The sequence below is a fragment of the Pseudarthrobacter sp. TRD_SC_9 genome, from assembly GCF_055361265.1.
Map to the genome: position 1 here is coordinate 2,660,883 of NZ_CM143956.1, position 25,957 is coordinate 2,686,839.

At 64.8% G+C, this 25,957-nt stretch carries 20 protein-coding genes; 5 read left to right on the plus strand and 15 right to left on the minus strand.

Translation table 11 applies throughout. The annotated features are described in order from the left end of the window. Positions 1 to 8: 8 nt before the first annotated feature. The 3 genes from ACWA13_RS12350 to ACWA13_RS12360 are packed head-to-tail and all read right to left on the minus strand — an operon-like array spanning position 9 to position 7,293. Complete coding sequence (locus tag ACWA13_RS12350; RefSeq protein WP_463934481.1) at positions 9 to 3,557, minus strand: UvrD-helicase domain-containing protein; 3,549 nt, start codon at positions 3,555 to 3,557, stop codon at positions 9 to 11. After that, positions 3,554 to 6,880, minus strand: coding sequence for an ATP-dependent helicase (locus tag ACWA13_RS12355; protein WP_463934483.1), 3,327 nt, complete (start codon positions 6,878 to 6,880; stop codon positions 3,554 to 3,556). Before ACWA13_RS12355 ends, ACWA13_RS12350 begins: the two co-directional genes overlap by 4 nt. Continuing rightward, complete coding sequence (locus ACWA13_RS12360) at positions 6,877 to 7,293, minus strand: MGMT family protein (RefSeq protein ID WP_463934485.1); 417 nt, start codon at positions 7,291 to 7,293, stop codon at positions 6,877 to 6,879. The genes ACWA13_RS12355 and ACWA13_RS12360 overlap by 4 nt, the downstream gene beginning before the upstream one ends. Before the next feature lie 131 nt (positions 7,294 to 7,424). Here ACWA13_RS12360 and ACWA13_RS12365 point away from each other — a divergent pair, with 131 nt between their 5' ends. The 4 genes from ACWA13_RS12365 to ACWA13_RS12380 all read left to right on the plus strand — a co-directional run bounded on the left by ACWA13_RS12365 (position 7,425) and on the right by ACWA13_RS12380 (position 11,117). Next, complete coding sequence (locus tag ACWA13_RS12365; RefSeq protein WP_463934487.1) at positions 7,425 to 8,135, plus strand: exonuclease domain-containing protein; 711 nt, start codon at positions 7,425 to 7,427, stop codon at positions 8,133 to 8,135. A gap of 263 nt (positions 8,136 to 8,398) precedes the next feature. Beyond that, on the plus strand, positions 8,399 to 9,493 hold the full coding sequence (locus ACWA13_RS12370; RefSeq protein WP_463934489.1) for a methionine ABC transporter ATP-binding protein: 1,095 nt from the start codon (positions 8,399 to 8,401) through the stop codon (positions 9,491 to 9,493). Continuing rightward, entirely contained in the window at positions 9,490 to 10,161 is a 672-nt protein-coding gene (locus ACWA13_RS12375; protein ID WP_463934491.1) for a methionine ABC transporter permease, read from the plus strand. The genes ACWA13_RS12370 and ACWA13_RS12375 overlap by 4 nt, the downstream gene beginning before the upstream one ends. A gap of 113 nt (positions 10,162 to 10,274) precedes the next feature. Continuing rightward, positions 10,275 to 11,117, plus strand: coding sequence for a MetQ/NlpA family ABC transporter substrate-binding protein (locus ACWA13_RS12380; RefSeq protein WP_463934493.1), 843 nt, complete (start codon positions 10,275 to 10,277; stop codon positions 11,115 to 11,117). A gap of 111 nt (positions 11,118 to 11,228) precedes the next feature. On the opposite strand, the gene hemL is transcribed toward ACWA13_RS12380, so the two are convergent. From hemL to hemE, 9 genes are all read right to left on the minus strand, one after another. Continuing rightward, a complete protein-coding gene (hemL, locus tag ACWA13_RS12385) occupies positions 11,229 to 12,560 on the minus strand; it encodes a glutamate-1-semialdehyde 2,1-aminomutase (protein WP_463934495.1) in 1,332 nt (443 codons plus the stop codon). Positions 12,561 to 12,573: 13 nt separating this feature from the next. After that, positions 12,574 to 13,668, minus strand: a complete 1,095-nt coding sequence (locus ACWA13_RS12390) for an LLM class flavin-dependent oxidoreductase (RefSeq protein ID WP_463934497.1) — start codon at positions 13,666 to 13,668, stop codon at positions 12,574 to 12,576. Continuing rightward, positions 13,665 to 14,645: a porphobilinogen synthase gene (gene hemB / locus ACWA13_RS12395; RefSeq protein ID WP_463934498.1), complete on the minus strand. Its 981-nt coding sequence runs from the start codon at positions 14,643 to 14,645 to the stop codon at positions 13,665 to 13,667. The genes ACWA13_RS12390 and hemB overlap by 4 nt, the downstream gene beginning before the upstream one ends. Before the next feature lie 38 nt (positions 14,646 to 14,683). Continuing rightward, positions 14,684 to 15,541 (minus strand): uroporphyrinogen-III synthase, encoded by an 858-nt coding sequence (locus ACWA13_RS12400; RefSeq protein ID WP_463934500.1) that lies wholly within the window; start codon positions 15,539 to 15,541, stop codon positions 14,684 to 14,686. A 43-nt stretch (positions 15,542 to 15,584) separates the two neighbouring features. Next, positions 15,585 to 16,577, minus strand: a complete 993-nt coding sequence (gene hemC, locus ACWA13_RS12405) for a hydroxymethylbilane synthase (RefSeq protein ID WP_463934502.1) — start codon at positions 16,575 to 16,577, stop codon at positions 15,585 to 15,587. Beyond that, positions 16,577 to 17,815 (minus strand): ferrochelatase, encoded by a 1,239-nt coding sequence (locus ACWA13_RS12410; RefSeq protein ID WP_463937923.1) that lies wholly within the window; start codon positions 17,813 to 17,815, stop codon positions 16,577 to 16,579. Before ACWA13_RS12410 ends, hemC begins: the two co-directional genes overlap by 1 nt. Before the next feature lie 86 nt (positions 17,816 to 17,901). Next, complete coding sequence (gene hemQ / locus ACWA13_RS12415) at positions 17,902 to 18,603, minus strand: hydrogen peroxide-dependent heme synthase (protein WP_463934503.1); 702 nt, start codon at positions 18,601 to 18,603, stop codon at positions 17,902 to 17,904. Between the two features lie 106 nt (positions 18,604 to 18,709). Further along, positions 18,710 to 20,239, minus strand: coding sequence for a protoporphyrinogen oxidase (gene hemG, locus ACWA13_RS12420; RefSeq protein ID WP_463934505.1), 1,530 nt, complete (start codon positions 20,237 to 20,239; stop codon positions 18,710 to 18,712). Positions 20,240 to 20,242: 3 nt separating this feature from the next. Beyond that, the gene (gene hemE, locus ACWA13_RS12425; RefSeq protein WP_463934507.1) at positions 20,243 to 21,337 is read right to left on the minus strand and encodes a uroporphyrinogen decarboxylase; all 1,095 of its coding nucleotides are present in this window, start codon (positions 21,335 to 21,337) and stop codon (positions 20,243 to 20,245) included. Between the two features lie 66 nt (positions 21,338 to 21,403). On the opposite strand from hemE, the gene ACWA13_RS12430 reads away from it, so the two are divergent. After that, a complete protein-coding gene (locus ACWA13_RS12430; RefSeq protein ID WP_463934509.1) occupies positions 21,404 to 22,726 on the plus strand; it encodes a glutamyl-tRNA reductase in 1,323 nt (440 codons plus the stop codon). 7 nt (positions 22,727 to 22,733) lie between these two features. Here ACWA13_RS12430 and ACWA13_RS12435 read toward each other — a convergent pair whose 3' ends face one another. Genes ACWA13_RS12435 through ACWA13_RS12445 form a run of 3 tightly spaced genes read right to left on the minus strand, consistent with a single transcriptional unit; the run spans position 22,734 to position 25,866 of the window. Further along, on the minus strand, positions 22,734 to 23,570 hold the full coding sequence (locus ACWA13_RS12435) for a carbohydrate ABC transporter permease (RefSeq protein WP_463934511.1): 837 nt from the start codon (positions 23,568 to 23,570) through the stop codon (positions 22,734 to 22,736). Next, positions 23,564 to 24,535, minus strand: coding sequence for a carbohydrate ABC transporter permease (locus ACWA13_RS12440; RefSeq protein ID WP_463934513.1), 972 nt, complete (start codon positions 24,533 to 24,535; stop codon positions 23,564 to 23,566). The genes ACWA13_RS12435 and ACWA13_RS12440 overlap by 7 nt, the downstream gene beginning before the upstream one ends. An 11-nt stretch (positions 24,536 to 24,546) precedes the next feature. After that, complete coding sequence (locus ACWA13_RS12445; RefSeq protein ID WP_463934515.1) at positions 24,547 to 25,866, minus strand: ABC transporter substrate-binding protein; 1,320 nt, start codon at positions 25,864 to 25,866, stop codon at positions 24,547 to 24,549. Positions 25,867 to 25,957: the final 91 nt, after the last annotated feature.

A 25,957-nucleotide genomic window follows, 5' to 3' on the forward strand; every position in this document is an offset into this window, starting at 1 on the left:
CCCAGTGGTCAGCTGAATGCAGCCGCCAGGATTGCTTCCAGTTCTTCCGCCGTACCAAGGTCATGAGGCCTGACCACGGCGTCGTCGGCAACGTAGAAAAATGCTGCGCTTACCTCTTCCAGCGGCACTGAGCGGAGTCTGGACCAGGCAAGCCTGTAGACGGCCAGTTGGACGGCCTTGTGTTTCAACCGGGCGGGAGACGGCCTGCGGCCGGTCTTCCAGTCCACCAGCTCCCAGCGGCCCGAGGCATCCTGGAACACGGCGTCCACACGGCCCCGCACGACGACAGGACCCACCCGGGTTTCCAGCGGGACCTCTACATGTGTGGGAATCCGGCCGGCCCACTCGGACCTCAAAAACGCGGCCTGCAACTCTTCCAGACCCAGCCCGGCATCGACGTCACCGTCGGCCCACGGCACTTCCCCGAGATCCAGCATTCCCGCTGACCCGAAGTGCTCCTCAACCCAGGAATGGAATGAAGTGCCCTTTCGCGCCGACATTCCTGGCTCCCGGGGCACCGGCCGCCTCAGCCGCGCCAGCACTGCGTCGGCATCCTCCCCCAGTTCCACCAGGGTGGACGCCGAGATGTGCGCCGGAAGGTGGACGGCGCGGCTGCGGTCGTCGGCCGAACGCCTTTCCAGGAGCAAGGCAGCTTCCTCCGCCCAGCGGGCAGCATTGCCGCGGAGCCCGTCCGGCTGTCCTTTGTCCGGGTGCCCGCCGGCAGCTGGGTCTCCGGTGAAGGGGGCTCCGGTAGTAAATTCTGCAGCAGCCGCGCCGCGACGGACCGCATCCGCCGCCGCTTCCATGGCATCACGACGTCCCCGGAACAGCCGGAGCCTGGCTCCCGTGCGGGGGTCGACGGGTCCTTCCAGCGGGTCGTAGGGCCATTGGGCGGATTCGATCTCCCGGGTCAGAGGGCTTTCCTCCGGCAACGAAGCCTCGTCAACTGAAGACCTGTGAACTGAGGCCACATTGCCGGCAGCGAGAGGCCCCAGCTCCGCCAGGAACGTGGACATCTCAGCCCTTCCGGAACGGGAACCTACCCACGCTGCACTGGAAACCCACATGACATGCTTGGCCCTGGTGTAGGCAACGTAGGCGAGCCGGCGTTCCTCGGCCTCACCGTGGGCCTGGACGTCCGCCTTGAACGTGGTTTCGGAGTCGAGCCAGCCCTTTTGGTCCGGCTGGTCGATATCCCACTGCGGAAGATCCGCACGGTCGCCACGCAGCGGCCAGGGCAGGGCCGCCGAGCCGCTGCTCCAGCGTGAATCCCGATCACTCGGGAACGCCCCGGCGTTGAGACCAGGAACAAACACCACATCCCATTCCAGGCCCTTGGAGGCGTGGACAGTCAGCAGCTGCACGGCCTCGTGGTTGACTTCCGACGGCGCCCCGTCCAGACCGTTTTCCTCAGCCGCCGCCGCCTCCAGCCAGGACAGGAACGCCAGGATGTCTACACGCTGTGCGGTCTGCAGGAATCCGGCCGCCGCGTCCTGGAAGGCATCGAGGTTACGGCGTGCCTGATGAATCGTGATGCCAGGCTTCGCTGCCACCTCGATGTCAAGCAGCATGGAGCGTTCCACTTCGCCGAGCAAGGTGGTCAGGTCATCGCCGAGGTGGCGACGAAGCTGCCGAAGCTCCGCGGACAGCCTTCCGAGGCGTTCCCGGGCCTGGACCGTCAGCGATCGACCCTGACTGGACACCCAGCCTTCCTGGGGAAGCCAGTCCAGGGCCTCCACAAGGCTGGAGCCGTCCGAGATGTCGCTTTCCACGGGGTCAACTCCGCCGAAATTGTCATCCTCCAGATGGCTGCCTTCCGGGCCACGCCTCTGCTGCTCGCGGCGATGCGCCAGGAAGGATGACCAGTCGCGGAACGCCATAAGGTCCGCGGGTCCAATCCGCCACCGTGCCCCGGCCAGCAACCGCATCAGGGAATCAGAACGGCCGGGATCTGCCAGGACCCGCAGTGTGGAGACAAGGTCCACGATCTCCGGAGTGTCCAGCAGACCGCCTAGGCCAACGATCTCGTAGGCGATTGCGCGCGCTTCAAACGCCTTCCGGACGCATTCCATTTGCGCCCGGCGTCTGCAGAGCACGGCGATCGCGGGCGGGACAGGTTCATCGGACACAACGAAGTCGGTGGCCTTGTACCTGAGTACGTCCTCCGCCAGCGCTGCGGCTTCATCTTCATCCGAACCGAACCGCCCCAGGACCACTTGGCCATGAACAGCGGCAGGACTGGGCTGCAGCGGCGGCACGGTGGGGCCGGATGCTGCGCCGTGCTGACCTGCCGCTCCCCCGGCGTTGGGACCGCCACTGAGCGGAGCCGCAATGATGTTTGCTGCTGCCAGGATGTTGCGGCCGTTCCGCCAGGCGGTGGTCAGGTAGGACGTGGGCGCCGGCGCAAAACCCCCTTCAGGTTGGCGCAGGGGAAATTCCTGCACAAAGTGAAAGAGCTGGCCTGCGGAGGCACCCCGGAAACCATAAATGGACTGGTTGGGATCTCCGACTGCGGTAACGGCGTGGCCACCCCCGAACAACCGCGAAAAGAGCACCAGCTGGGCATGCGACGTGTCCTGGAATTCGTCCAGGAGCACCACCTTGTAACGCTTCCTTTCGAAGTCACCTGCCTGCGGCACTTCCCGCGCCACGCGGGCCGCCAAGGCCACGAGGTCGCCGAAGTCCAGGGCACCCCTGTTGCGCTTGGCCTGGTTGTACCTGCCAACCATGTCTGCGACGCTGGCACGGGTACGCAGCCGCCGGCTAATGTTCAGGGCCGCCTGGGTGGGGTTCTTGCTGGCTTTGTGGCTGAAGGGCAGGCCCTCAAATTCAGCCACCCGCTGCTGGATCCAGTCCGCCACCTGCTCCGGCTCCTGCAGGTGCTCGGAACACTCGCCCGCCAGCTGGATGACGGCACTGATCAGGGTGGATTTGGCGGACGTAAAGTGCTCGTACTCGCCGTCATAGGCTTCCACCACCTCGCTGGCAAGCTGCCAGGCCTGCGCGGCACCAAGCAGCACCACGTCACGTTCCACGCCCAAGCGAAGACCATGGTCCGAAACGATGCTGCTCGCATAGGAGTGGTACGTGGAAACCTTTGGCTCCAAACAGTCAGGATCCAGAAGGCCCGCAGGAAACAGCACATTCCCGGTGTCCTCGGCCGCGAGCCGCTGCAGAGCGGCCAGCTTGGCGCGGATACGGCTGGCCAATTCCCCGGCGGCCTTCCGGGTGAAGGTCACACCCAGAACTTCTTCCGGCCGGACCCAGCCGTTGGCCACCAGCCAGACGACGCGGTCTGCCATGGTGGCCGTTTTGCCCGAACCCGCCCCCGCAATCACCAGGCGCGGCTCCAAGGGCGACGAGATGATTTCTGCCTGCTCGGCAGTAGGGATGTTCTTTTCGCCCAGCAGGACGGACAGCTGCTCCGGTGTGAACCGGGGAACCGGCAGGGCCTGGATACCTTCGGCCACAGAACCCGTCTCCCCAGCTTCCGGGGCTTCGACATGTTTCGGGACTTCCGGCACTGCCGGCGCTGAACTGAAGCCCGGCGTCGTCATTCCGTCACCTGCCGTCCACGGGCGCACAGCGGACACACTTCGGGAAGCCGGCAGCCGTGGCCTCCATAACTGCCCTTGGCAGGATCGTGCCGGGCTTCGAACTCATTGCCCGCCATCACCACGGCAGCCTCGTTCACCATGTCCAGAGCCCAGTTGTCGCCGGCCGGGACGGGCTCCTGATGCTGGGTTGAAAGCCCTTTTGCCGTAGTGCCGAGTTGGGCCAGTACCGCGCCGCCGGAGCGGGGGCCCGACGTTGGAGACTCGAATCCGCCGGCAAGTACCGCCGCCTGGTACGCGCCCAGCTGCGGATGCCGGGCCAGATCCGCCTTGCCGGGCTGGCTCTTCCCGGTCTTCAGGTCCACCACCACCAGGCGTCCTTCGGCGTCGATCTCCAAACGGTCCACCTGCCCGCGGAGGACCGCATGACGGAATCCGTCATCCATTTCCGCGGTCTCTTCAGGCGGGTTCGTGGCCGGGCTTCTTTTCACCGGCACATCAGGGAGTTCCACCGAAAAATCCTGTTCCACACCAAGCAGGGTGCGTCCCTCGCTCCGCGCCGTTATGACGTACTCTGCCAGTTTGCGCACCATGGTTTCCGCGCGCTTGAAGTCGAGCCTGCCTTCCCAGTTGTCCTTCATTCCAAGTGAGGGCCAGCGCCGCACCAGTTCCTCCACATAGCGGGTTCCCGTGGCGTCCGGCAGGTCCTGGGCAATGGCGTGAACCAAGGTGCCCAGGCTTCGCGCAAAGTCCGTGGCGGCTTCTCCGCCGGCTGCCTGGACAAACCAGCCCAGGGGCGATTTCTGCACCGATTCGACCTTGGATGGCGATACATGGACCGTGCCGCCCGGAGCAACCACCGGATCCGTGGAGCTCAGCGGCAGCAATCCCCACCAGCTGTCCGGCTGCGCTCCGGGGACCGGCGGCTGCTGCGACGCCAGATGCGCAAGGACCCGCACAGCTTCAGCGGATTCGGCCGGGGCCGCCGCGCCCAGCTGGGCGTACTGGCGCAGCTCAGCTACCAGTGAGCGCAGGGTAAGCGGGCGTTGGACGTGGGTCAGCGGCCGGCTGTGCTGCCCGGGTTCCAGGGGCACTACATAGTCAAGGAAGGACGAGGGCTGTTCATCTTCGGAGGACACTGCAGTGCAGATCAGCAGTTCCTGTGCCCGGGAGATAGCAGTGGAGAAACTCCGAAGTTCGTCATACCGGATATCGCGTGCACGGCTGAGCGGGTCACGCTGCAGGGCGTAGTCGGTACCATGTTCGACGGCGTCTGCATACAGAGTGCTGCCCAGCAGTTCGCCACGGAGTCGGGTATTTGGCCAGACACCTTCCTGCAGGCCCGCCACGATGACGACCGGCCACTGCCTGCCCGCGGCGCTGGCCGGTGTCAGGAGCTCCACGGCATCATCAAGCTGTGCCCGGGCGGCAAGGGTATCCATGGGCAGTTCCTGGTTCAGCAGGTAGTCCAGGAACTGCCGGGGACCCGAACCCGGGAGCTGGTCCACGTAGCGCTCGGCGGTGTGGAACAGCGCCATCATGGCATCAAGATCGCGGTCCGCCCGGGCGCCGTTGGTTCCCCCGGCCATGGCAGACTCGGTCCACGAAGCGGCCAGGCCGGTGGCATGCCAGAGTGCCCACAGTACTGTTTCCGCATTGGCGCCGGGCTGTTCTATGGCCTTCCGTCCGGCCTGGATCATCCGGGCGGTCCTCCGTGCGGCCCTGGCATCAATTCCCAGCGTGAGCAGGGCACCCGGCTCCAGCAATGCCTCCACCAGGAGGGCGTCGCTGGACCGGCCGCCGCCGCCAAGTAACTCTTCGCGCCGTAATGCCTGCCGCAGCCTGCGCAGCTCCAGTGGCGTTGCACCGCCGATCCTTGAGGTCAGGAGCGCCACCGCGGTTTCCGGCGTCAGGGATTCAGGGTTGAGGGCAATTCCATAGGCCTCCAGCAAGGGCCGCACCGCAACTTCGTCGCGTACCGCCGATTCAGCTACCGGAACGCGGACGGGGATGCCTTGGCCGGAAAGGTAGCGTTGGAGCTGGCCGAGCTGGCCGCCTGTGCGGACCACAACGGCGATCTCGCCCAGTCCCCGCCGGTGGTGGATATGCTCTTCCAGGATCCGCTGCGCAACATACCGCAGTTCGTGGACCGGCGAGGCCACGAGGTGGCATTCCACTCTCCCGTCCTGATCCTCGACTATCTTCGCTCTTGGCTCTCCCTCCGGAGGCTCCAGGCGGCGCGCCTGCCGGCTACCGGCACGCTGGGAGATCCGGGCGGCCACTCCAAGCCAGGCTTTGGCGATTGCGGGCCGATGACGGTGGGTAAAAACCAGCGGCCGCTGCAATACGGACGTGGCGCCGGCCAGCAACGACGGAAGCTCAGCCACGAGATCCGGCCGGGCGCCACGGAAGCCCTGCACCACCGTGTCAGGCGAGCTGGTGACGAAGCAGTCCTTACCGGCAGCGATATCCGCGAGTAATTCAAAGACCGCAGGATTAGCCTCCTGGATATCGTCAACCATGATCAGCTGCAGCTGCTCGCGTTCAGCCGCAAGGAACTCCGGGGCATCCTGAAAGATCCGCCTGGCCGCCGTGATGATTCCGGCGGGGTCAAAGGCCTCCGGCATGCGGAGGTCCAGGACGTCCCTGTACTCGGCGTAGAGGGCAGCAGCCGCTGCCCAGTCGGGCCGTCCGCAGCGCCGTCCCAGGGCGGCCAGGTCCCCCGCCGTGAGCCCTGATTCAATAACCCGGTCAAAGAGCTGCCTCACCTCCTGCCGGAAGCCGCGGGTGCCCAGTGCCGCTCCGAGATCCTCCGGCCATACCAACACCAGGCCGGGCCGGGCGTGGCCTTCCAGCAGCTCCTTGATTATCAGGTCCTGTTCCGGCCCGGACAACAGGCGGGGCGCCCGCGGCAGCTGGATGACCCCTTCCGCCTTGGCCCTACGGATCACATCAAAAGCATAGGACGCCCAGGTGCGTGCCGGCGTGGTGCTCAAACTCCGGTTCAGCCGGCCGGTAAAGCTGTCCCGCAAACTGTCAGCGGATCTCCGGTCCGGCGCGAGGATCAGCACCCGGTCCGGGTCAATCCCGTCCTGTTCCACCCGGCGCACGGCTGCTTCAACCAGCACCGTTGATTTCCCGGTTCCCGGCCCACCCGGTACGAGCACGGGCCCGGAGCCGTGCGGAACTGTGACGGCGGCTGCCTGGTCCGAGGTGAGAACCGGAACCTGCAGGCCGACTGCACGAGGCGGCAGCAGCTGCAGGCCCGAAGGGGCGGAGTCAGTGCGAACGCTTGCGAGCGGGTTGCCGGTGGCTGTTGTGGTCACTCAGTCATTCCATCATCGGCCTCTGACATTTTCCGGAGGCTCTGCCCGAGTTGCCCGGCGAGTGCCTCGATCCTGTCGAAATGCGCTTCAGAGGGCTGCCAGCGGGCAGCACGCAGGTCCACGCGCCAGGCGGCGTCGCCTGTCCGCAGGAACTGCTCAGGGTTCCCCCGGAGCGGTGTGCCCTCGCTCATGTAGTGCTGCAGGGCCGCGGCCTCATGACCTTGCGGCGCTGCCCCGCTGGCGCGGAGCACCCGCCACCAGCCCACGCTGCTGCCATGATGGCTCATCACCGCACCTACCTGCCGCGGACCGCCGGAGCCAAGGAGTTCTGCGACATCACCGTAGCTGACGGCGGAACCCGGAGGAACCATCCCCACCAACTCCAGGACCGCCTCCACATACTCCATCCGCATCCCTCCAGAGTAATCGCGGGGCCCCGCCACCACTGACACTTCAGGTGTCTTCGGACGCGGGATTACTCACAGCCGGGCAACCCGCCGTCGAAATCCAAAAGACTGTCAGTGTCCGCCAGTAGCGTTGGCGCATGAACACCTGGAACAACCTCCCCCGCGCAGCCTTCGATCTCGAGACCACCGGCCGCAACTCGCGTTCGGCGCGGATCGTCACAGCGTCCATCACGGTGGTGGACGGTGACGGCAACGTGGTCAACGAACACGAATGGCTGGCGGATCCGGGCGTGGAAATTCCCACCGAAGCCAGCGATATCCATGGCGTCACCACTGAAATGGCCCGGCGGGACGGCCGCCCGGCGGCGGAGGTCACCCGGGAGATTGCGGGAGCCCTGCAGGCGCTTTTCGACGCCGGGACTCCCGTCATCGCCTTCAACGCCAGTTACGACTTCACTGTGCTCGCGGCGGAATCGGCACGGCACGGCGTTCGGCAGCTCACGCGCTTCCCGGTCCTGGACCCTTTCATCATGAACAAGCAGGTGGACCGCTTCCGCAAAGGCAAGCGCACCTTGACAGCACTTTGCGAAGAGTATGGCGTAGGCCTGGACAATGCCCATACGTCAGCGGCAGACGCCCTGGCTACGCTCCGGGTGCTGGACGCCATGGCCGGCAAGTTCCCTACCCTGCAGATGCCCGCTACCAAACTGCACAGCCTGCAGGTGGACTGGGCCCAGTCCCAGGCAGCTGATTTCCAGGACTACCTGCGCAAAAGCAAGCCGGCGGCCGTGATCGAGGGGGCCTGGCCTGTGTTGCCTCCCGAAGACGCCAGCCGCGGGGCGTTCTGAACCGATTCAGTAGCAAAAGTGCGATGTAACTCACGGACCAATACGAAAGTCCAACTTTGGCCCGCTGACTGGACGATTCCTTGAGACGTGGGTTCCCGGGGGGAACGAAGTGGAAAAGACGTCGTTTCCGAATATAGGTAAAGCACTCGCCGGAATCACCGAACGAATGGTCAATATGACGACTCCTTGGCTCCCCTGACATAATTATCTTCAAACGGGCCCCTGTGCTAGTTATGCCGCGCGCCCCAAACTCCTGAGGATTTATGATCACTGTTACTGACCTGCGCAAGGTCTACCGTCAGGGAAAGAAAGAAGTCGTAGCCCTGGACGGGGTCACCCTTTCCGTTCCAAAGGGCTCCATCCACGGCATCATAGGCCACTCCGGCGCCGGAAAATCGACCCTGGTCCGCTGCCTGACACTTCTGGACCGGCCGACATCCGGCTCGGTGAGCATTGATGGCACGGAATTGAGCTCTGTGAAGGACTCGGAAATCCGCGCTGCCCGGCGCCGGATTGGCATGGTGTTCCAGCATGCGAACCTCATGGACTCCCGGACGGCAGCAGGCAACGTGGCCCACCCCCTGGAACTGGTCAAAACGCCGAAGGCGGCCATCACTCAAAAGGTCACTAAACTTTTGGCTCTTGTGGGCCTGGACGGATTCGAGAACGCCTATCCGTCCCAGCTGTCCGGGGGCCAGCGTCAGCGCGTCGGAATTGCCCGCGCCCTGGCCGCCAGCCCCGATGTGTTGCTGTGTGACGAACCCACCTCCGCCCTTGACCCCGCCACCACCGATGAGATCCTGGACCTGATCAAGGACCTGACCACGCGGTTGCAGTTGACAGTGCTGATCATCACGCATGAAATGCATGTCGTAAAGCGGGTCTGCGACTCCGTTTCCCTCCTGTCCAAAGGCCGCATCATCGAGCACGGGGATCTGGAAAACGTGGCAGGAGACCTGGACAGCCGCCTGGCAAAAGCCCTCCTTCCGTTGCCTCCCGCCGACCCGCAGCTGGCCATGGCCGCCGGTCCCGTCGTCGAAATCCTGTTCGCCGGTGAAAGCGCCAAGACTCCCGTTCTGACCGGCGTGGCGCGGCACTTCGACATCGACCTCAACGTCCTGGCGGGCAGCGTGGAAACCCTGGGAGGGCAGCAGTTCGGGCATCTCCGTGTCCAGTTGGCCGGCGACGCGGACCTGGCAGCCGTCCTTGGCTACCTGGGTGATCGTGGTATCGCGGCAAAGCCGGTCGATCCAACAGCAGCGGAAGTGCCGGAGTTCTACGGCTCTCCGGAGGAAGCGGCTGGTGATAAGTCCCAGCCCATCACCAGGACCATCGGCACGACGGAGCACAGCGCATGAACGATCTCTTCTCCAACGCCGTACTGGCAAAGGCACTGCCCGAAGCAATCGTGGAGACACTGCAAATGGTGTCAATCTCGTCCTTCTTCACCGTGCTCGTGGGACTGCCACTGGGAGTGTTCCTGCACGTGACTGCGCCAGGTGGCTTGCGTCCCATGACCATCACCAACCGGATCATGAGCGACGTGATCGTCAACATCACCCGTTCCATCCCTTTCGCGATCCTGATGGTGGCGCTCATCCCGCTGGCCCGCCTGCTGACAGGCACCAGCCTGGGACCCGTCGCGGCGTCGGTATCCCTTTCCATCGGAACCATCCCGTTCTTTGCCCGGCTGGTGGAGGTATGCCTTCGGGACGTCCACCACGGGAAGATCGATGCCGCCCAGGTCATGGGATCCACCAAGATGCAGGTCATCGGCAAGGTCATGTTGCGCGAATCCCTCCCGGCACTGGTGGCCGCCGCCACCACCACCGTTGTGACCCTGGTGGGGTACTCGGCGATGGCAGGCCTGGTAGGCGGCGGCGGGTTGGGCAAGCTCGCCTATAACTACGGCTTCCAGCGGTTCGACGTCACGGTCATGATCGTGACAATCGTGCTGATCATCGTCCTGGTCCAGGTGATTCAACTTGTCGGGGAACGGATATCCCGCAGGCTTGACCACCGCTGAACCGCTTCTCACATTCTTCCTGCCCGCAGCGGACGAACGCCTGCTGCATCCCCGAAGGAGCTACCCGGCCTGTCCGGTATACAGCTCTTCGTCATTTGAAAGGAACGCACTCCATGCGTAAATCACTCTCCGTATTGGCTACAGGAATCGTCGCCGCGCTGACACTGTCCGCCTGCGGCGGTTCGTCGACGCCCGGCACAGAAGCTACGGCCCTGGATCCGGCAAACCCCGTCACCCTCACCGTCGGAGCCAGCCCGGTGCCCCAGGCAAAGATCCTCGAGTTCGTCAATGAAGAACTCGCTCCCAAGGCCGGGCTCAAGCTCGACATCAAGGAAATCGAGGACTACCAGACGCCGAACACGGCTCTGAGCGATGGTTCTCTCGACGCCAACTACTACCAGCACCTGCCGTGGTTCGAGGACCAGGTTGCCACCAAGGGTTACAAGTTCGGTCATGGCGAAGGCATCCACATTGAGCCCTACGCCGCTTTCTCCGAAAAGGTTGAGGACATCAAGGACATCGCAGATGGTGCCAAGGTTGCCATCACCAACGATCCCTCCAACCAGGTCCGGGCTTTGCGGGTCCTCGAAGTTGCAGGTTTGGTCGAGGACATCCAGGACGACGCCTCCGTCCTGACCCTGACCGACGAGCAGAACCCCAAAAAGCTCCAGTTCTCCGAGAACCAGCCTGAACTGCTGGTGAACGACCTCAAGGACCCCTCCGTGGATCTGGCCCTGATCAACGGAAACTTCATCCTCGCAGCTGGCCTCAGCACCGAGGACGCCCTGGCCGTGGAATCGACGGAGAACAACCCCTACGCCAACTTCCTGGCATGGCGCGAGGACTCCAACGATGATGTCCGGATCCAGAAGCTCGAGGAGCTTCTCCACACCCCCGAGGTCAAGGCCTTCATCGAGAAGGAATGGCCCAACGGCGACGTAACCGTCGCTTTCTAAAGTTCGGGGATCCTTCAGCACCCAAACACAAAACCCCGGCTTCCGCGTTCCTCCCCAATGGGAAGAACACGGAAGCCGGGGTTTTTGCGTCGAGCGCTGCGGCCGGAAATGTCAGGCGCTGGCCGCTGCTGCCGCCCGGGCCGCGGCGGGCAGCGCGTCGAAGATCCGGTTCATGGCGGTGTCGTCGTGCGCCGCGGACAGGAACCAGGCCTCGAAGACCGAAGGCGGCAGGTACACGCCGGACTCGAGCATGGAGTGGAAGAAGGGTGCATAGCGGAACGACTCCTGCTTCTGCGCGTCGTCGTAGTTGTGCACTCCGCTGGCAGAGGTACCAAAGGCCACCGAGAACAGGTTGCCCGCATGCTGGATGGAGTGGTCCACGCCGGCGGCGTCCAAGGCAGCTGAAAGCGCAGCGGACAGTTCCAGCGCGCGCTGGTCGATGTAGGCGTAGACCCCACGCGTCGCGTTGGTCAAAGTTGCCACGCCGGCAGCCATAGCCACCGGGTTACCGGAGAGAGTACCCGCCTGGTACACAGGACCCACCGGTGCCAGGTAGTCCATGACGTCGGCACGGCCGCCAAGTGCCGCCGTCGGCATTCCGCCGCCGATAACTTTGCCGAAGGTCAGCAGATCCGGGCTCCACGGATCAGAGGTATCAAGGGCGCCGCCGGTCAGGCCCCAGTAACCTGAGTAACCGGTGCGGAAACCGGTCAGGACTTCGTCGAGGATCAGGAGAGCGCCATATTGGCGGGTGATCTGTGACAGGCCCTGGTTGAAGCCGGGTGCCGGGGTCACAACACCCATATTGGCCGGTGCTGCCTCCGTGATGACGGCGGCGATGTTCTGGCCGTGGACTGCGAAGGCAGCTTCGACGGCGGCGAGGTCGTTATAGGGCAGCACCAGGGTTTCGGCGGCCGTTGCTTCTGTCACACCGGCGGAGCCAGGCAGCGCAAGCGTAGCCAGTCCGGAGCCGGCGGCGGCCAGGAGCCCGTCCAGGTGGCCGTGGTAGCAGCCTGCGAACTTGATGATGAGGTTGCGGCCGGTAAAGCCGCGTGCCAGGCGGACGGCGGTCATGGTCGCCTCGGTGCCTGTGGACACCATCCTGAGCCGTTCGACGACGCTTACCCGCTCCTGCACGATGGCCGCGAGGTTAGCCTCATCCGGAGTGGACGCGCCGAAGGACAGGCCGCGGTCCACCGCTGCATGCACGGCATCAAGGACGGCAGGGTGTGCGTGCCCCAGCAGCGCCGGGCCCCACGAGCAGACCAGGTCAACGTATTCGTGACCGTCGGCATCTGTCAGGTATGGGCCTTTGGCGGAAACCATAAACCGCGGTGTGCCGCCTACGGAGCCGAAGGCGCGGACCGGTGAGTTTACGCCTCCCGGCATCAGTTGGCGGGCGCGGTCGAAGAGTGCCTCGTTGCGAGGATTGCTGGAAGTCATGGTTCCTATTCTTTCAGTTAGCGGCCAGTTCCCCGGCCAGCAACTCAGCCACCTTGGGCGCCACCGCCGCGCCCATCAGCTCGATGGAGCGCATCATGGCTGAATGCGGCAGCGGCCCGTTACTGTACTTGAGGTCGAAGCGGTCCACGTTGAGGTTGCGCTTCAAAAGGGCGATCTTGCGGGCCACCGTGTCCGGCGAGCCAACGTACAGTGCGCCTTCCATGGAGCAAAGCGCGTCGAACTCGCCACGCCCTGCAGGACCCCAGCCACGCTCTGCCCCTATCCGGTTCCGCAGCGCCAGCCAGTGGGGGAAGAGCTCCTCGCGGGCCTGTTCATCCGTTTCGGCCACATGGCCAGGCGAATGCGTGGCCACCTGCTGCATGGGGTGCCCGTATTTGGTCATGGCTTCGCGGTACAGCTCGGCCAGCGGAGCAAAGCCGCGCGGCTGGCCACCAATGATCGCGAAGATAATCGGGTAACCGTATTGGGCGCAACGCAGTACCGATTCGGGGGTTCCGCCCACGCCGATCCAGGTAGGCAGCAGGTGGTGCTCCAGCGGAGGGTAGACCATCAAGCCGTTGACAGCTGAACGGGTGGTGCCTTCCCAGTGCACGGGCCTTTGGGCTCTTACCTTGTCGAAAAGCTCCAGTTTCTCCTCAAACAACGTTTCGTAGTCCGCCAGGTCCAGGCCGAACAGCGGGAAAGACTCCACGAAGGAGCCGCGCCCCAGCATCACCTCGGCACGGCCGTTGGACAGCGCATCCACGGTGGAGAAGCGCTGGAACACCCGGATGGGGTCGTCGGAGCTGAGCACGGTGACCGCAGATCCCAGCTTGATGCGCGTGGTGCTTGCCGCTGCCGCTGCCAGGAACACCTCCGGCGCCGAGACAGCATAATCCTTGCGGTGGTGCTCCCCCACCCCAAAGGCATGCAACCCGACGGCGTCAGCCAGTTGCGCCTGCTCCAGCAGCTGGCGCAGCACCCGGGCATGCGGTTGCGGGGTGCCATCGTCGCTGAGGCCGACGTCGCCAAACGTGTTCAGGCCAAGCAGAATCTGGTCAGGCCCTACGGGTGAGGTGGGAGTGGGCGGAACGGTTACGGCGTTCATGATTCCTCCAGCCAGGTTGCGAGCTCGGCGGCCCAGTACGTGAGGACCATATCCGCCCCGGCCCGACGGATCCCGAGTACGGACTCGGTAATGGCAGCGCGGCGGTCGATCCAGCCGTTGGCGGCGGCTGCCTCGATCATCGCGTATTCACCCGAGATCTGGTAGGCAGCGACGGGTACCGGGCTCATCGAAGCAACGTCGGCCACGATGTCCAGGTAGCTCATGGCGGGTTTAACCATGACGATGTCCGCACCTTCAGCCAGGTCCAGTTCCACCTCGCGCATCGCTTCCCGGCGGTTTCCGCTATCCATCTGGTAGGTGCGGCGGTCGCCTTTCAGCTGGGAATCAACGGCTTCACGGAACGGTCCATAGAACGCGGAAGCGTATTTGGCGGCGTAGGCAATGACGGACGTGTTGACGTGCCCGGCGGCATCCAGAGCGGCACGGATGGCTGCGATCTGACCGTCCATCATTCCGGAGGGACCAAGCATGTGGGCACCGGCGTCAGCCTGTGCCACCGCCATGCGGGCGTAGATTTCCACGGTGCGGTCGTTGTCCACATAACCGTCGTCGTCGAGCACCCCGCAGTGCCCGTGGTCCGTGAATTCGTCGAGGCAGACATCGCTCATGATCACCAGTTCGTCGCCAACCTCGGCCCGGACATCGCGAATGGCTTTGTTCAACACGCCGTCCGGATCGAGTGACGCCGTGCCCTCGGGGTCGCGCACCTCCGGAATGCCGAACAGCATCAGCCCGCCCAGGCCGAGCTCAACAGCCTCAGCGGCTGCCCGCTTCAGGGTGTCTGTGGTGTGCTGGACAACACCGGGCATAGAGCTGATGGGATGGGGCTCGGTCAACCCTTCCCGGATGAAAGCCGGCAGGATCAGTTCCGCGGGCGCCAGCCGCGTTTCCGCCGTCAACCTGCGCATGGCGGGGGTGGTACGGAGCCGGCGGGGCCGCTGCTGCAAGAAACTCATGCCTTATCCTTCATTCGGGGTTCCTGGCCTGTCAAAGTTCAACTCATTGTCCCGCGGGAACCGTGCACTGCCCGTTCGACGGCGGCTGCCACACTTTGCGGGTGAGGGCTTCCCGCCACAGTGCGAACACGCAATCCCCGTTCCCGGGCTTCCGCATCAGTGGCGGGTCCGATCACCACTAAAGAGCAACTGTCCAAGGGAATCTGCAACTCTGCCAGCCGACGTACCTGGCTTGGGGAAGCGGCCACCAGGGCGTCGATCCGTCCCTCTGCCAGCTCGTGGCGTACCGCCTCGGGCGTCAGCAACCCTTCCGCGGGGAGAACTGCCGGATAAAGGGCCCGCACCGGATTGGCAGGGTATGGAACCGTGCAGTAGGCCACAACGCAGTGGACAGCGAGGCCTTTGGCCTGCAAACCGTCGCGCAGGGTTCCCGCCGCGATGTCCGCCTGTGGCAGCAGTACTTCTCCACTCCCACCTGAGGCGGACCCGTCCGGCCACTGCGCCAGCAACCCTGCCGCCGATTGCTGCGCGGGCATCAGGGCGGCGATAACTCCGGCCCGTTTCAGCGCGGCTGCGGTGCCTGCTCCAACAACTGCAACCTGGGTCTCTTCCGGGACGGCTGCAGCCAGCGTCGTACCGGAGCGGGCTGCAGCACCGGCCAGGGCGTCAACAGTGGTGGCACTGGTGATGACCAGCCAGTCGTAACGGCCGCGGGCCAACTCGCTGACATCCTGTGACAAGGTCGCGGCATCTGCTGCCCGTTCAAAGTCAATAAGCGGCAGGAAGGCGATGTCCGCGCCGGCACCCTGAAGAGCCCGCGACAGTGCCGTTGAGCGATCCGGACGCCTGGTCAACAGCACGCGGACGCCAGCCAGGGGTGGCTGCGCTGCCGCCACCGTTCCAGCCTCTCCAGACGCCTGGCGCTCCATGTTCTACGGTTTAGGAAGACGCCGTCAGGTCCGCGATGTCGGCGGCACCGGCCGCCAGGAGGACCTCAGCCAGTTCAATGCCCAGCAGCGTAGCGCCCACTTCGGTCAGGCCGTCGGTGGCCCGCTTGTCCCGTACAGTGGCGGTTCCGTCGACGGCACAGACTGCGGCCTCCAGGTACAGCATGCTGCCCTTGCGGTACGCGTAGGCGCCCACGGGAGCTGCGCAGCCTGCTTCAAGCCGGGCCAGCAGGGCCCGTTCCGCCGTCACGGCCAGGCGTGTGTCCGGGTCGTCCAGGGCGGCCAATGCCTGCGCCAGGACAGCAGGCGCCTCACCTGTTGCCTGCGGGGATTCAGAGGCCCGGCATTCGATCGCCAGCGCTCCCTGGCCTGCGGCCGGGAGCATCACGTCGGTCTCGAGGTACTCGCTAATAGTATCGAGCCGGCCAATCCGTTCCAGGCCGGCCGCTGCGAGGACCACAGCGTCGAGGTCGCCGGTCTTGCCAGGCACGACGTCGGCAGGAGCGTTACCGGCAAGGCCAGCCACCCTGCCCAGCCGGGTATCCACGTTGCCACGGATATCGATGACCTGAAGGTCGGGCCTTGCCGCCCGCAGCTGCGCTGCCCGGCGTGGTGATCCCGTACCGACTGAAGCGCCTTCCGGCAAGTCAGCCAGCTTGAGGCCGTTCCGTGCGCAGAGGACATCGCGGACGTCCACGCGCTTCGGCGTCGCGGCCAGGCTCAGGCCGGCAGCAGCGCCGGTGGGCAGGTCTTTAAGGGAGTGTACGGCTACATCGCAGTCGCCTCGAAGCAGCGCGTCCCGGAGTGCGGCCACAAATACGCCGGTCCCGCCCATTTGGGAGAGCGATCCGGTCAGGACGTCGCCGTCGGTCCGGATATGGACCAGTTCCACCGCAAAGCCTCCGACGGCGGACAGCTGGTCTGCAGTCTGCTGCGTCTGGGTGAGGGCAAGCTTGCTGGCCCGGGTGCCGATTCTGACAGTCATTACGTATCCTGCTTTCCCGCAGTTCCGGTGGTTCCGGCAGTGCCCGTGGTTCCGGTGGTTCCGGCGGATGCCCCCGGCGCCCCGGGGTAGGGGTCGTGACCGGTGCCGATTGTAGTATCGGCACCGGCAATGGTTGGCTTTTCGCCGCGGAAGTTGGCACAACAGCCCGGGCGGCAGACGTCGTACCACGGGCCGAGGGCTGTCACGGCCGGGCGGTTGGTGATGGTGTGTTCTACGGTCCGCTCGCAGACGAGGTCCACCAGGCCATTGACGAACTTCTCGTGCGTACCGGGCGTGGGAACGCGGGTGGCCGTCAAGCCCAGCCGGCCGCAGGTCTCCAGGGCTTCTGTATCGAGGTCCCAGACAACTTCCATGTGGTCACTGACAAAGCCAAGCGGGACGATGACGACGCCCTTGATCCCCTGGCCCGCCAGTTCCTCGATGGCGTGGTTAATGTCCGGCTCCAGCCACGGCACATGCGGTGCTCCGGAGCGCGACTGGTACACCAGGGACCATGGGGCGGAAAGGCCGGACTCAGCCTCAATCCGCTGCATGATTTCCGCGGCAGCAGCGAGGTGCTGGGCAGCGTAGGCGGAGTTCTCCTCGAACTGGCGCGGCTCGTCCTCGGACCGGCCGGACGCCTCGGCGTCACGGGTGGGAATGGAATGCGTGGCAAAAAGGATCTGTACCGGGGCGTCCCCGGTACCCTCGGCAGCCAGCTTGTCCAAAACCTCGGCCAGCCCTGCCGTGGTGCCCTCGATGAATGGCTCCACGAAGCCGGGGTGGTCAAAATACTGCCGGACCTTGTCCACTTCCAGGCGGCCATCCAGGCCCGACTCCGTCAATGCGATGCCAATGTCCTCGCGGTACTGTCGGCAGCTGGAGTATGACGAGTAGGCACTGGTGGTGACCATCAGGAGCCGGCGATGGCCGGCGTCGTACGCTTCCTGCAGAGTGTCACCGATGTACGGAGCCCAGTTTCTGTTTCCCCACAGCACCGGCAGGCTGATGCCGCGTTCCGCGAGCCTGGACTCGAGCGCGGCTTTCAGGTTCCGGTTCTGTTGGTTGATGGGGCTGATGCCGCCGTTGGCCCGGTAGTGGTGCGAGACCTCTTCCAGCCGCTCGTCCGGGATGCCGCGGCCGCGGGTCACATTACGCAGGAAGGGAATCACGTCCTCCTGTCCCTCCGGACCGCCGAAGGAGGCAAGGAGAATGGCATCGTAGGCCTTCGGAGCCATTCTGCCCCGCTCAGTGACTGTGTTGACGGGGTAAAGCTGTCCGGCAGGGGCGGCCCCGTCGGCGGATTCCGTCGGAATTGAAGGACTCATGCAAAAACCTCCGCAACTTCCGCAGCCGAGATCCGGCGCCCGGTGTAGAACGGGATTTCTTCGCGTACATGGTTCCGTGCCTCAGTTGAGCGCAGGTGGCGCATCAGGTCAACCAGGTCCACCAGCTCAGGTGCCTCCAGGCCAAGAATCCACTCCCAATCGCCCAGCGCGAAGGAGGACACCGTGTTGGAGATGACCTGCGGGAAGTCCCGGCCCAGCAGGCCGTGGTCGCGCAGCATCTTGCCGCGTTCGGCGTCCGGCAGCAGGTACCACTCATAGGAGCGCACGAAGGGGTAGACACAGAGCCATTCCGCCGGCTCCACGCCACGGGAGAAGGCCGGCGTGTGGTTTTTGGCGAATTCGGCCTCGCGGTGCACGCCCATGGCCGACCAGACGATACTGGTTCCGGAAAACAGCTTGCTGCGGCGGATATCGCGGATGGCCTGCTGGAGTGCTTCGGGGCGCGGACCGTGCAGCCAGACCATGACGTCGGCGTCGGCACGCATCGCGGAAACGTCGTAGCTGCCGCGGTGCACCACTCCTGCCGCGGCCAGCCGCATCAGCAGGGCTTCGAAGTCCTCTGCAGCTTCGCCGCTGCGCAGGACGTCAGTGTCCCTCTTGAAAACGGTCCAAAGGGTGAAGAACTGCTCGACTGAATTCCCGGTTTTAGTGACAGATTCGGCAGAAGTGTGGCTCATGATTACAAGTTTGCCCCTTTTTGCGGGGGTAAGTCGAAACAGAACAGTTCTACGGCCCGTAGAAGTGGCACATTTCACAAACCGGCGTCCGGATTCTGCAGGGAAGTTACTTCGCCGGGCTAACGGGGCCGGCCTGGCGCCTGGTATCAGCCACCACGGCCGCCAGCCCATTCCCCGCGACCCAACCGCCCACTACCGTCAAGCCGCCCACTTCGGAGCAGATCCTGCGCACCTGGGCTACTCTCTGGCGGTGCCCTACGGCCGCGAACGGCAGCGCCCCCGGCCACCGCACCACGTCCCAGCCCCGGACATCTGCCTTGCCGAGTGGAACGCCCAGGAGCGTGGAAGCATCACGCAGTGCCGTCTCATAGAGTGTGTGATCGGCCTGGGTGCCGGACCTGGCCTGGGCCACCGGACTGGTCGCTGCAGCTGCGTCGACCGCGTTTCCGTTGACCGCGTTTCCGTTGGCTGCGGCTCCGCTCTCCCGAACGCCATCCCTGCGACCATAGGACAGCCGCACCACGTGTTTCCCCGGCCCGGCCTGGTCCTGAAGCCACTGCCACTTGCCGGTGGCATGGGTCAGCGCCTTGGCCTGCACCCCTCCGGCCCCCGGGGCAACCAGGATGCCGGTGCCGCGCGGCCGCGAATCCAGCGCAGGCTTCTCCACCACGAGTGTCACCAGCCGCACATCCGGACCGGCAGCAGGGCGCAATTCCGCGAGCGCCGGGACGGCCTCGGCGAGAAGTCCGACGGCGGCGGGACCGTCCAGTGCCATCACCAGCTGATCGCCTTCATAGAGGGAGTCCGACGCTGCCGCAATCCAGTGGCCTTCGCCGTTGCGGCGGACGGATGTGACCATGCGGCCCGGCAGCAGAGCGACGCCCAGGTTTTCGAGTTCGGCGACCAGCGCGGTCACCAGGGTATGCATTCCCCCTGTCAGACCGGCGACGGCGGAACCTGCTTTCGCGGTCTTGGCACCGCCGCCGATATCGCTGTTGCCCCTGCTGCCACTGCTGGGACTGCTGCCACTGCGCAGGTTGGCAACGGAAGCTGCCAGCGATCCGTGCTCACGGAGCCCGGATCGTAGTCCCGGCGCCACCATGTCCACGTCCAGCAACGCCGGATCGGCCGAGTGCACTCCGCCCACCACGGGATCCACAAGGCGTTGCAGCACGCGTTTCCCCATCCGCCGCCGGACCAGGTTTGCAACACTGGTGACGTCGCTGCCGTTTCCCACAGAACGCGGCAGAAAGCGGTCCGCAGAGGCCCTCAGGGCACCCATGAACCCTAGGGTCCGGCGGACCTCAGGGTCCCAGGGATTGGCGGGGATGCCCAATACGCCGGTCCGGGGCAACTCCCGCGGCCCGCTTGGCAACAACACCCAGGCACCTCCGGGCAGCGGCGCGGTGATCTTGCCGGCCAAGCCCAGTTCGGTGGCAAGATCCGCTACGGCACTGCTCCGGGTGGCGAAGGATTCCGCTCCGCTGTCCAGCGTCAGGCCGGCCACCGTATGGCTGCCAACGCAGCCGCCCCAGCGACGCGTGGCTTCCAGGACAGTGGTTTCATGGCCCGCCAGCGCCAGCTCCCGTGCCGCCACCAGTCCGGAGATTCCGCCACCGATCACCAGCGCCCGCATTGCTTACTCCGGGGAGATGGAGTGGATGAGTTCCACAACCCTGGTCAGTACCGCGGGATCCGTTTCCGGCGGGACGCCGTGGCCAAGATTGAGGACGTGGCCCGGAGCAGCGGCACCTGCCGCGATCACCTCACGGACGTGCGCCTCCAGCACCTCCCATGGAGCCGGCAGCAGCGCGGGGTCGATGTTTCCCTGCAGCGGAACCTTTCCGCCCAGGCGGCGGTTGGCTTCGTCCAGCGGCAACCGGTAATCCACACCCATAACGTCCACGCCGACGTCGTGCATGGCCACCAGCAGCTCCGACGTACCGGTGCCGAAGTGCACCAGCGGGGCGCCGAAACCCCGGACGTGGTCCAGCGCGCGGGCGGAGGACGGTGCCACGTACTTCGAATAGTCGGCTAGGCCCAGGGAGCCTGCCCAGGAATCAAACAGCTGCCCGGCGGACGCCCCTGCTTCCAGTTGGGCGCGGAGGAACAGGCCCGAAGCGTCGGCGGCCCAGGTGGCCAGGGCCTGCCAGGTTTCAGGATCGGCGTGCATCATGGTGCGGGGCCCCAGGTGATCCCGGGACGGCTTGCCCTCAACCATGTAGGCCGCCAGGGTGAACGGTGCGCCGGCAAAACCGATCAACGGGGTGCTGCCCAGCTCGGCAACGGTCAGCCGGACGGCCTCGCGGATGGGCTCCAGCGCCTCCCAGGTCAGCTGCGGCAGGGCTGCCACGTCCGCCGCTGTCCGCACCGGGTGGTCCAGGACAGGTCCGACCCCGGGAACGATGTCCACGCCGACGCCCGCCAGCTTGAGCGGAATGACGATGTCGGAAAAGAAGATGCCGGCGTCCACGTCGTGGCGGCGCACGGGCTGCAGGGTGATCTCGGCTGCGAGCTCCGGACGAAGGCAGGAATCAAGCATGCCAATGCCTTCCCGGACCTTAAGGTACTCCGGCAGTGAACGGCCAGCCTGCCGCATGAACCACACAGGCCTGCGGGACGGGCGTTCGCCACGGTAAGCAGTGATCAACGGTGAGTTTGCCGTACGGCCATCCATCAGCGGGTGGGCGGCGGCGAGGGTGCCGGCAGGGGTCACGGCTGGGCTGAAAGTCATGCTTCGATTGTGGCATGCCCCGCCAGTTGTTCTACACGCCACCGAAAAAGCTATGATTGGTCTGCTGTGGTTCTTTTTTCATTGGTGGCGACTCACGCCGACATCGATCTCGAGACCGTTGCTCAGCTGAGCAACGGTGCCTCTGGTATCGCCACATCCGCCCTCTCCGGATCGCCGGCAGTGACGGGTGCCGTTGTGCTGGCCACCTGCAACCGCTACGAAATCTACGGCGAGGCTTCCCACCCGGATGACGTCGAGGCCGCGCGGGCGGCACTCGTGGCCCAGGTCAGCGAGGTCAGCGGTCTCGGCGAGCACCTTGTCTCGCGTTCCTTTGACACCCGCGTGGGCAGTGACGTCAGCAAGCACCTCTTTGCCGTTAGCTCCGGCCTCGATTCCGCCGTCGTCGGTGAACGTGAGATCGCCGGCCAGGTCCGCCGCGCGTTGATCACCGCGCAGCATGAAGGCACCGCAAGCGCAGGGCTCGTCCGGCTTTTCCAGGCAGCATCCAAAACCGCCAAGGACGTCGGCGCCCAGACAGCCCTCGGCTCCCGCGGCCTCTCCATCGTGTCCGTGGCACTGGACCTCGCCACCGACCTCTCCGAGAACCCTGACTGGAGTACCAAGAAGGTAGTCCTTTTTGGTACCGGTGCCTATGCAGGCGCAACCATGGCACTGCTGCGCGAACGCGGCTGCACGGATATCTCGGTGTTCTCCTCGTCGGGCCGGGCCCCCGGCTTTGTCGCCAGCCGCGGCGGTACCGCCCTTGACAGCGCGTCCCTGCGGCCCGCCGTCGCCCAGGCCGACGTGATGATCGGCTGCAGTGGTTCAGATACCCGGGTCGAGGCTGCAGAGCTGGGCCAGGTGCGCGCCGACTCCCCACAGCCGCTGATCGCCATTGACCTCGCGCTCACCCACGATTTTGATCCCGCTGTGGGCGAGCTCGACGGCGTTGAACTCCTCACGCTCGAATCTGTCCGGCTGGCGGCCCCCGAGGAACAGGCCGAATCGCTGTCCCGGGCCAGCAGCATCGTTTCCGAGGCCGCACAGGCATTTGAGCAGGAACGGGACGCCCGGGCCGCCGACACCGCGATCGTGGCGCTTCGCCGGCACACCATGAACGTCCTGGACACCGAGATGGAAAAAGTCCGCGCCCGCCACGGTTGCACCGCCGCGGCGGAGGAAGTGGAGTTCGCGCTGCGCCGTATGGTCAAGCAGCTGCTCCATGTGCCCACCGTCCGTGCGCGGGAGCTCGCGGCCAAGGGGCAGCAGGACGAATACGTCACTGCCCTGGAAACCCTTTACGGCATCACCGTGGACCAGCCCGCCGCCGCTGAACCAGCTGCTGCCTGCCCTGTCGACCATAACCTTCAGGGCGAACAAAGCGCCTGACCGGCCCTTACTTACCCATACCGTCGGCCAGGCCTCGGATGAAATAGCGCTGACCTGCGAAGAACAGCACAATGACCGGAACGGCGGCGATCGTCATCGCCGCGAACACCACGGGGTAGTCTGTCCCGTGTTTGGACATCAGGTTTGCCAGTCCCACGGGCAGGGTCTGCAGAGCACCCCCGCTGGTGAATACCATCGCAAACAGGTACTCGTTCCAGGTGAAGAGGATGTTCAGCAACACCGTGGAAACGATGATCGGCTTGCACATCGGCAGAATGACCTGCCAGAACGCCATGGTCTTGGAGGCCCCGTCTACCGCAGCCGCCTCGTCCACCTCTGCGGGAAGGTCCATCATGTACGCCCGGATCAGGAAGGTGGTGAAGGGAATGCGGAAAGCCGTATACAGGATAACCAGGGCCCAGAAGCTGTTGTTCAAGCCCATCGCCTGGAACATCTTTACCAGCGGAATGAGGGCCACGGTTGGCGCCAGCATCAGGCCCGCCAGGATCATGATGAGGATGGTGCGGCTGAACGGGATCTTCACCCTCGTCAGCCCGTAGGCCGCCCAGGCGCTGATGAGCACCGTAGAAACAGTGGATACCACCGTGACCAGCACGCTTGTAGTGAGGTAATCGCTTACGCCACGGTTCCAGGCCGTGGCGTAGTTCTCCCAGCGCCAGGCCACCGGCATGGCGAAGGGATTGGCAAAGAGCTCCGGGTTGGACTTCACTCCATTGAGGAACATCCAGATCAGCGGATAAATGACGACGACGGCGAGCGCCACCAGGAAGGCCTGGACGAACACCCTGCCAAGGACCATGAGCACAGACCCGCGGGTTACCATTCGACCCTCCTACGGTTGGACAGACGGAGCTGAAGCACCGCAAGCACCAGTGTGATGATGAAAACCGCCGTGGCGATGGCCGCGGCGTAGCCGAAATCGTTACGGACGAAGCCGCTCCGGTAGAGCCAGGTTCCCAGGACCTGGCTGGAATTGTTCGGGCCGCCGCTGGTCATGACCATCACCTCGTTGAACACCTGGAAGGCGCCGGAAACCGTAACGATCATCATCAGTGCGCTCATTTCCCGGACCAGCGGCAGGGAGACGGAGAAGAAGCGCCGCAGCGGCCCTACTCCGTCGATCGCCGCGGCTTCGTACAGCTCACCTGGAATCCGCTGCAATGCCACCGCGAACAGCAGCGTGCAATAGCCGAACCCCTGCCACTGGCTCATGGCGATGATCGCGAAAATGGCCGTGTTCTCCTGGCCAAGCCACGCCTGTGCAAACTGCCCAAGGCCTACGACGTCGAGCCCTGCGTTCAGGATGCCCATGCGCGGCTCATAGATGAAATAGAACAGCAGGCCGGCGACCGTGAGGGAGATGGCGGACGGAACAAAATAGACTGCCCGGAGGATTCCGCGCCAGCGTTCGCTGCGCAGGCCCTCGATCATGGCCGCCAGGACCAGCGCGCCGAACACCTGGAAACAGATCGATATCCCTGCGTAGAGGGAGTTGTTAAGCAACGACTTCCAGAAGATGGGGTCGTTGAACATCTTGACGTAGTTGTCGGCACCTACAAAGGTCTGCTGCCCGCTGTAGATATCCCACTTGAGGAAGCTGAACCCGAGATTCTGGGCGAGGGGCAGGTAGGCAAACACCGAAAGCAGGGCAACTGCTGGGAGCACCCACACCAGGTTGCGCCAGCGCCTGATCCCTGCCGTGCCCGGCCGGCGTTCCGGATGGGGAGCCGCTGTTTCAGGCCGGGTTGCCGGCAACACCGGTCTCCTGGCCGTGTTGGATACGGTCATGGCGTCAACCGCTATTTGGCGGCGTCGGACGCGGCACGGACGGCGGCAAGGACCTGCTCGGGACTCTGCGTCCCGGAGACGAGGGCTTCACCGCCTGCCAGCCAGGCATCAGCGACGTCGGGGACGGTCACCGAGTCCAGCCAGATGATGGCATCGGAGGCTTCGTTGACCTGCTTGATACCTTCGATGACGGTGGGCGTGGAGTTTGCCGCCGAGACAGCTCCCTTTACGGTGCTGGGCTGTCCGAAGGGCGTGCCCGAGAGCTTGGACGCGTTCTGCTCGCTGGTGGCGAACTTCATGAAATCCGCGGCCAGTGCCGCGTTCTTGGACTTGGCGTTGATGATGTACCCCTCAGGGGAGCCTTCGATGGCGCGCGTGTCGCCCTTGGCATCCGAGGAGGCAGGGAGCTTGAAGATCCCTACGCCGTCCTGGCCGGCACGGGTGTCCGGGGACCCCACGCTGTCGAACTCCAGGACCTCCTGGTAGTACATACCCGCATTGCCCTCGGCGAAGGCCTGCTGCGCGGTGGTGTAGAGCACTCCGTTGGAATCCTTGCCGCTGCCGGTGCATTCGCTGACCAGGGTGGTGAACTGCCCCATGGCCCTGAGGTAACCGGCGTCATCGAGCTTGGCGGTCTCCGGCGCGAAGTCTGCCCTCAGGACCTGTGAGGGTACTTCATAGGCGAACAGTTGCTGGAGGTAGTGCAGCGCCGGCCAGCCGTCCTTGTTGCCAAACGAAATTGCTTCATAACCGGCACTCTTCAGGGTGGAGCAGGTGTCGAGCAGCTGCTGGAAGGTCTCCGGCGGTGTGAGGCCCAGCTTTTGGAAAACGGCTTGGTTGTATCCCATGAATTTGCCGTTGTTGTATAGCGGGACCGCGAAGTACTTGCCGTCCCGCTCGAAAGCTTTGAGGGCTGACTCGCCGAACGTGTCACCCCATGGCGTTCCCGGCGCAATGATGGAGGAGATATCTGCCGCCAACCCATTGTCAATGAAATTGTTTGCCCAGTTGCCGGCCCACGTGAAGTAGATGTCCGGCAGGGCCTGCGAGGCAATGAGAGTCTTTGTCTTGTCCTTGATGCTCTGGTCGGTCTCCTGGATGAGTTCGACGGAGACGTCAGGATGAAGCTTTTTGTAGTCCTCTGCCAGGTCCAGGAAGTACCTGTCCAGGGGGTCCCCGCCAAACTTCGTCAGAATACTCAGGGTGCCGGAATACTCAGGCTCCTTGGTCAGGTCCAGCGGCGCAGCAGCAGGGCTTCCGCCATTCCCGCAGGCTGCCAGAGCCAGGGTGGTGGCGGCCATGGCCGCCATCAGGTGAGTGCGATTGCGCATTTGCTCTACTTTCGGTCGGTGGCCGCATGGCCGTGGCTTCGCGGGGGGCTTCGTGACCGCCGCCGTCTTTGGCGTGGGCACTACACTCGCA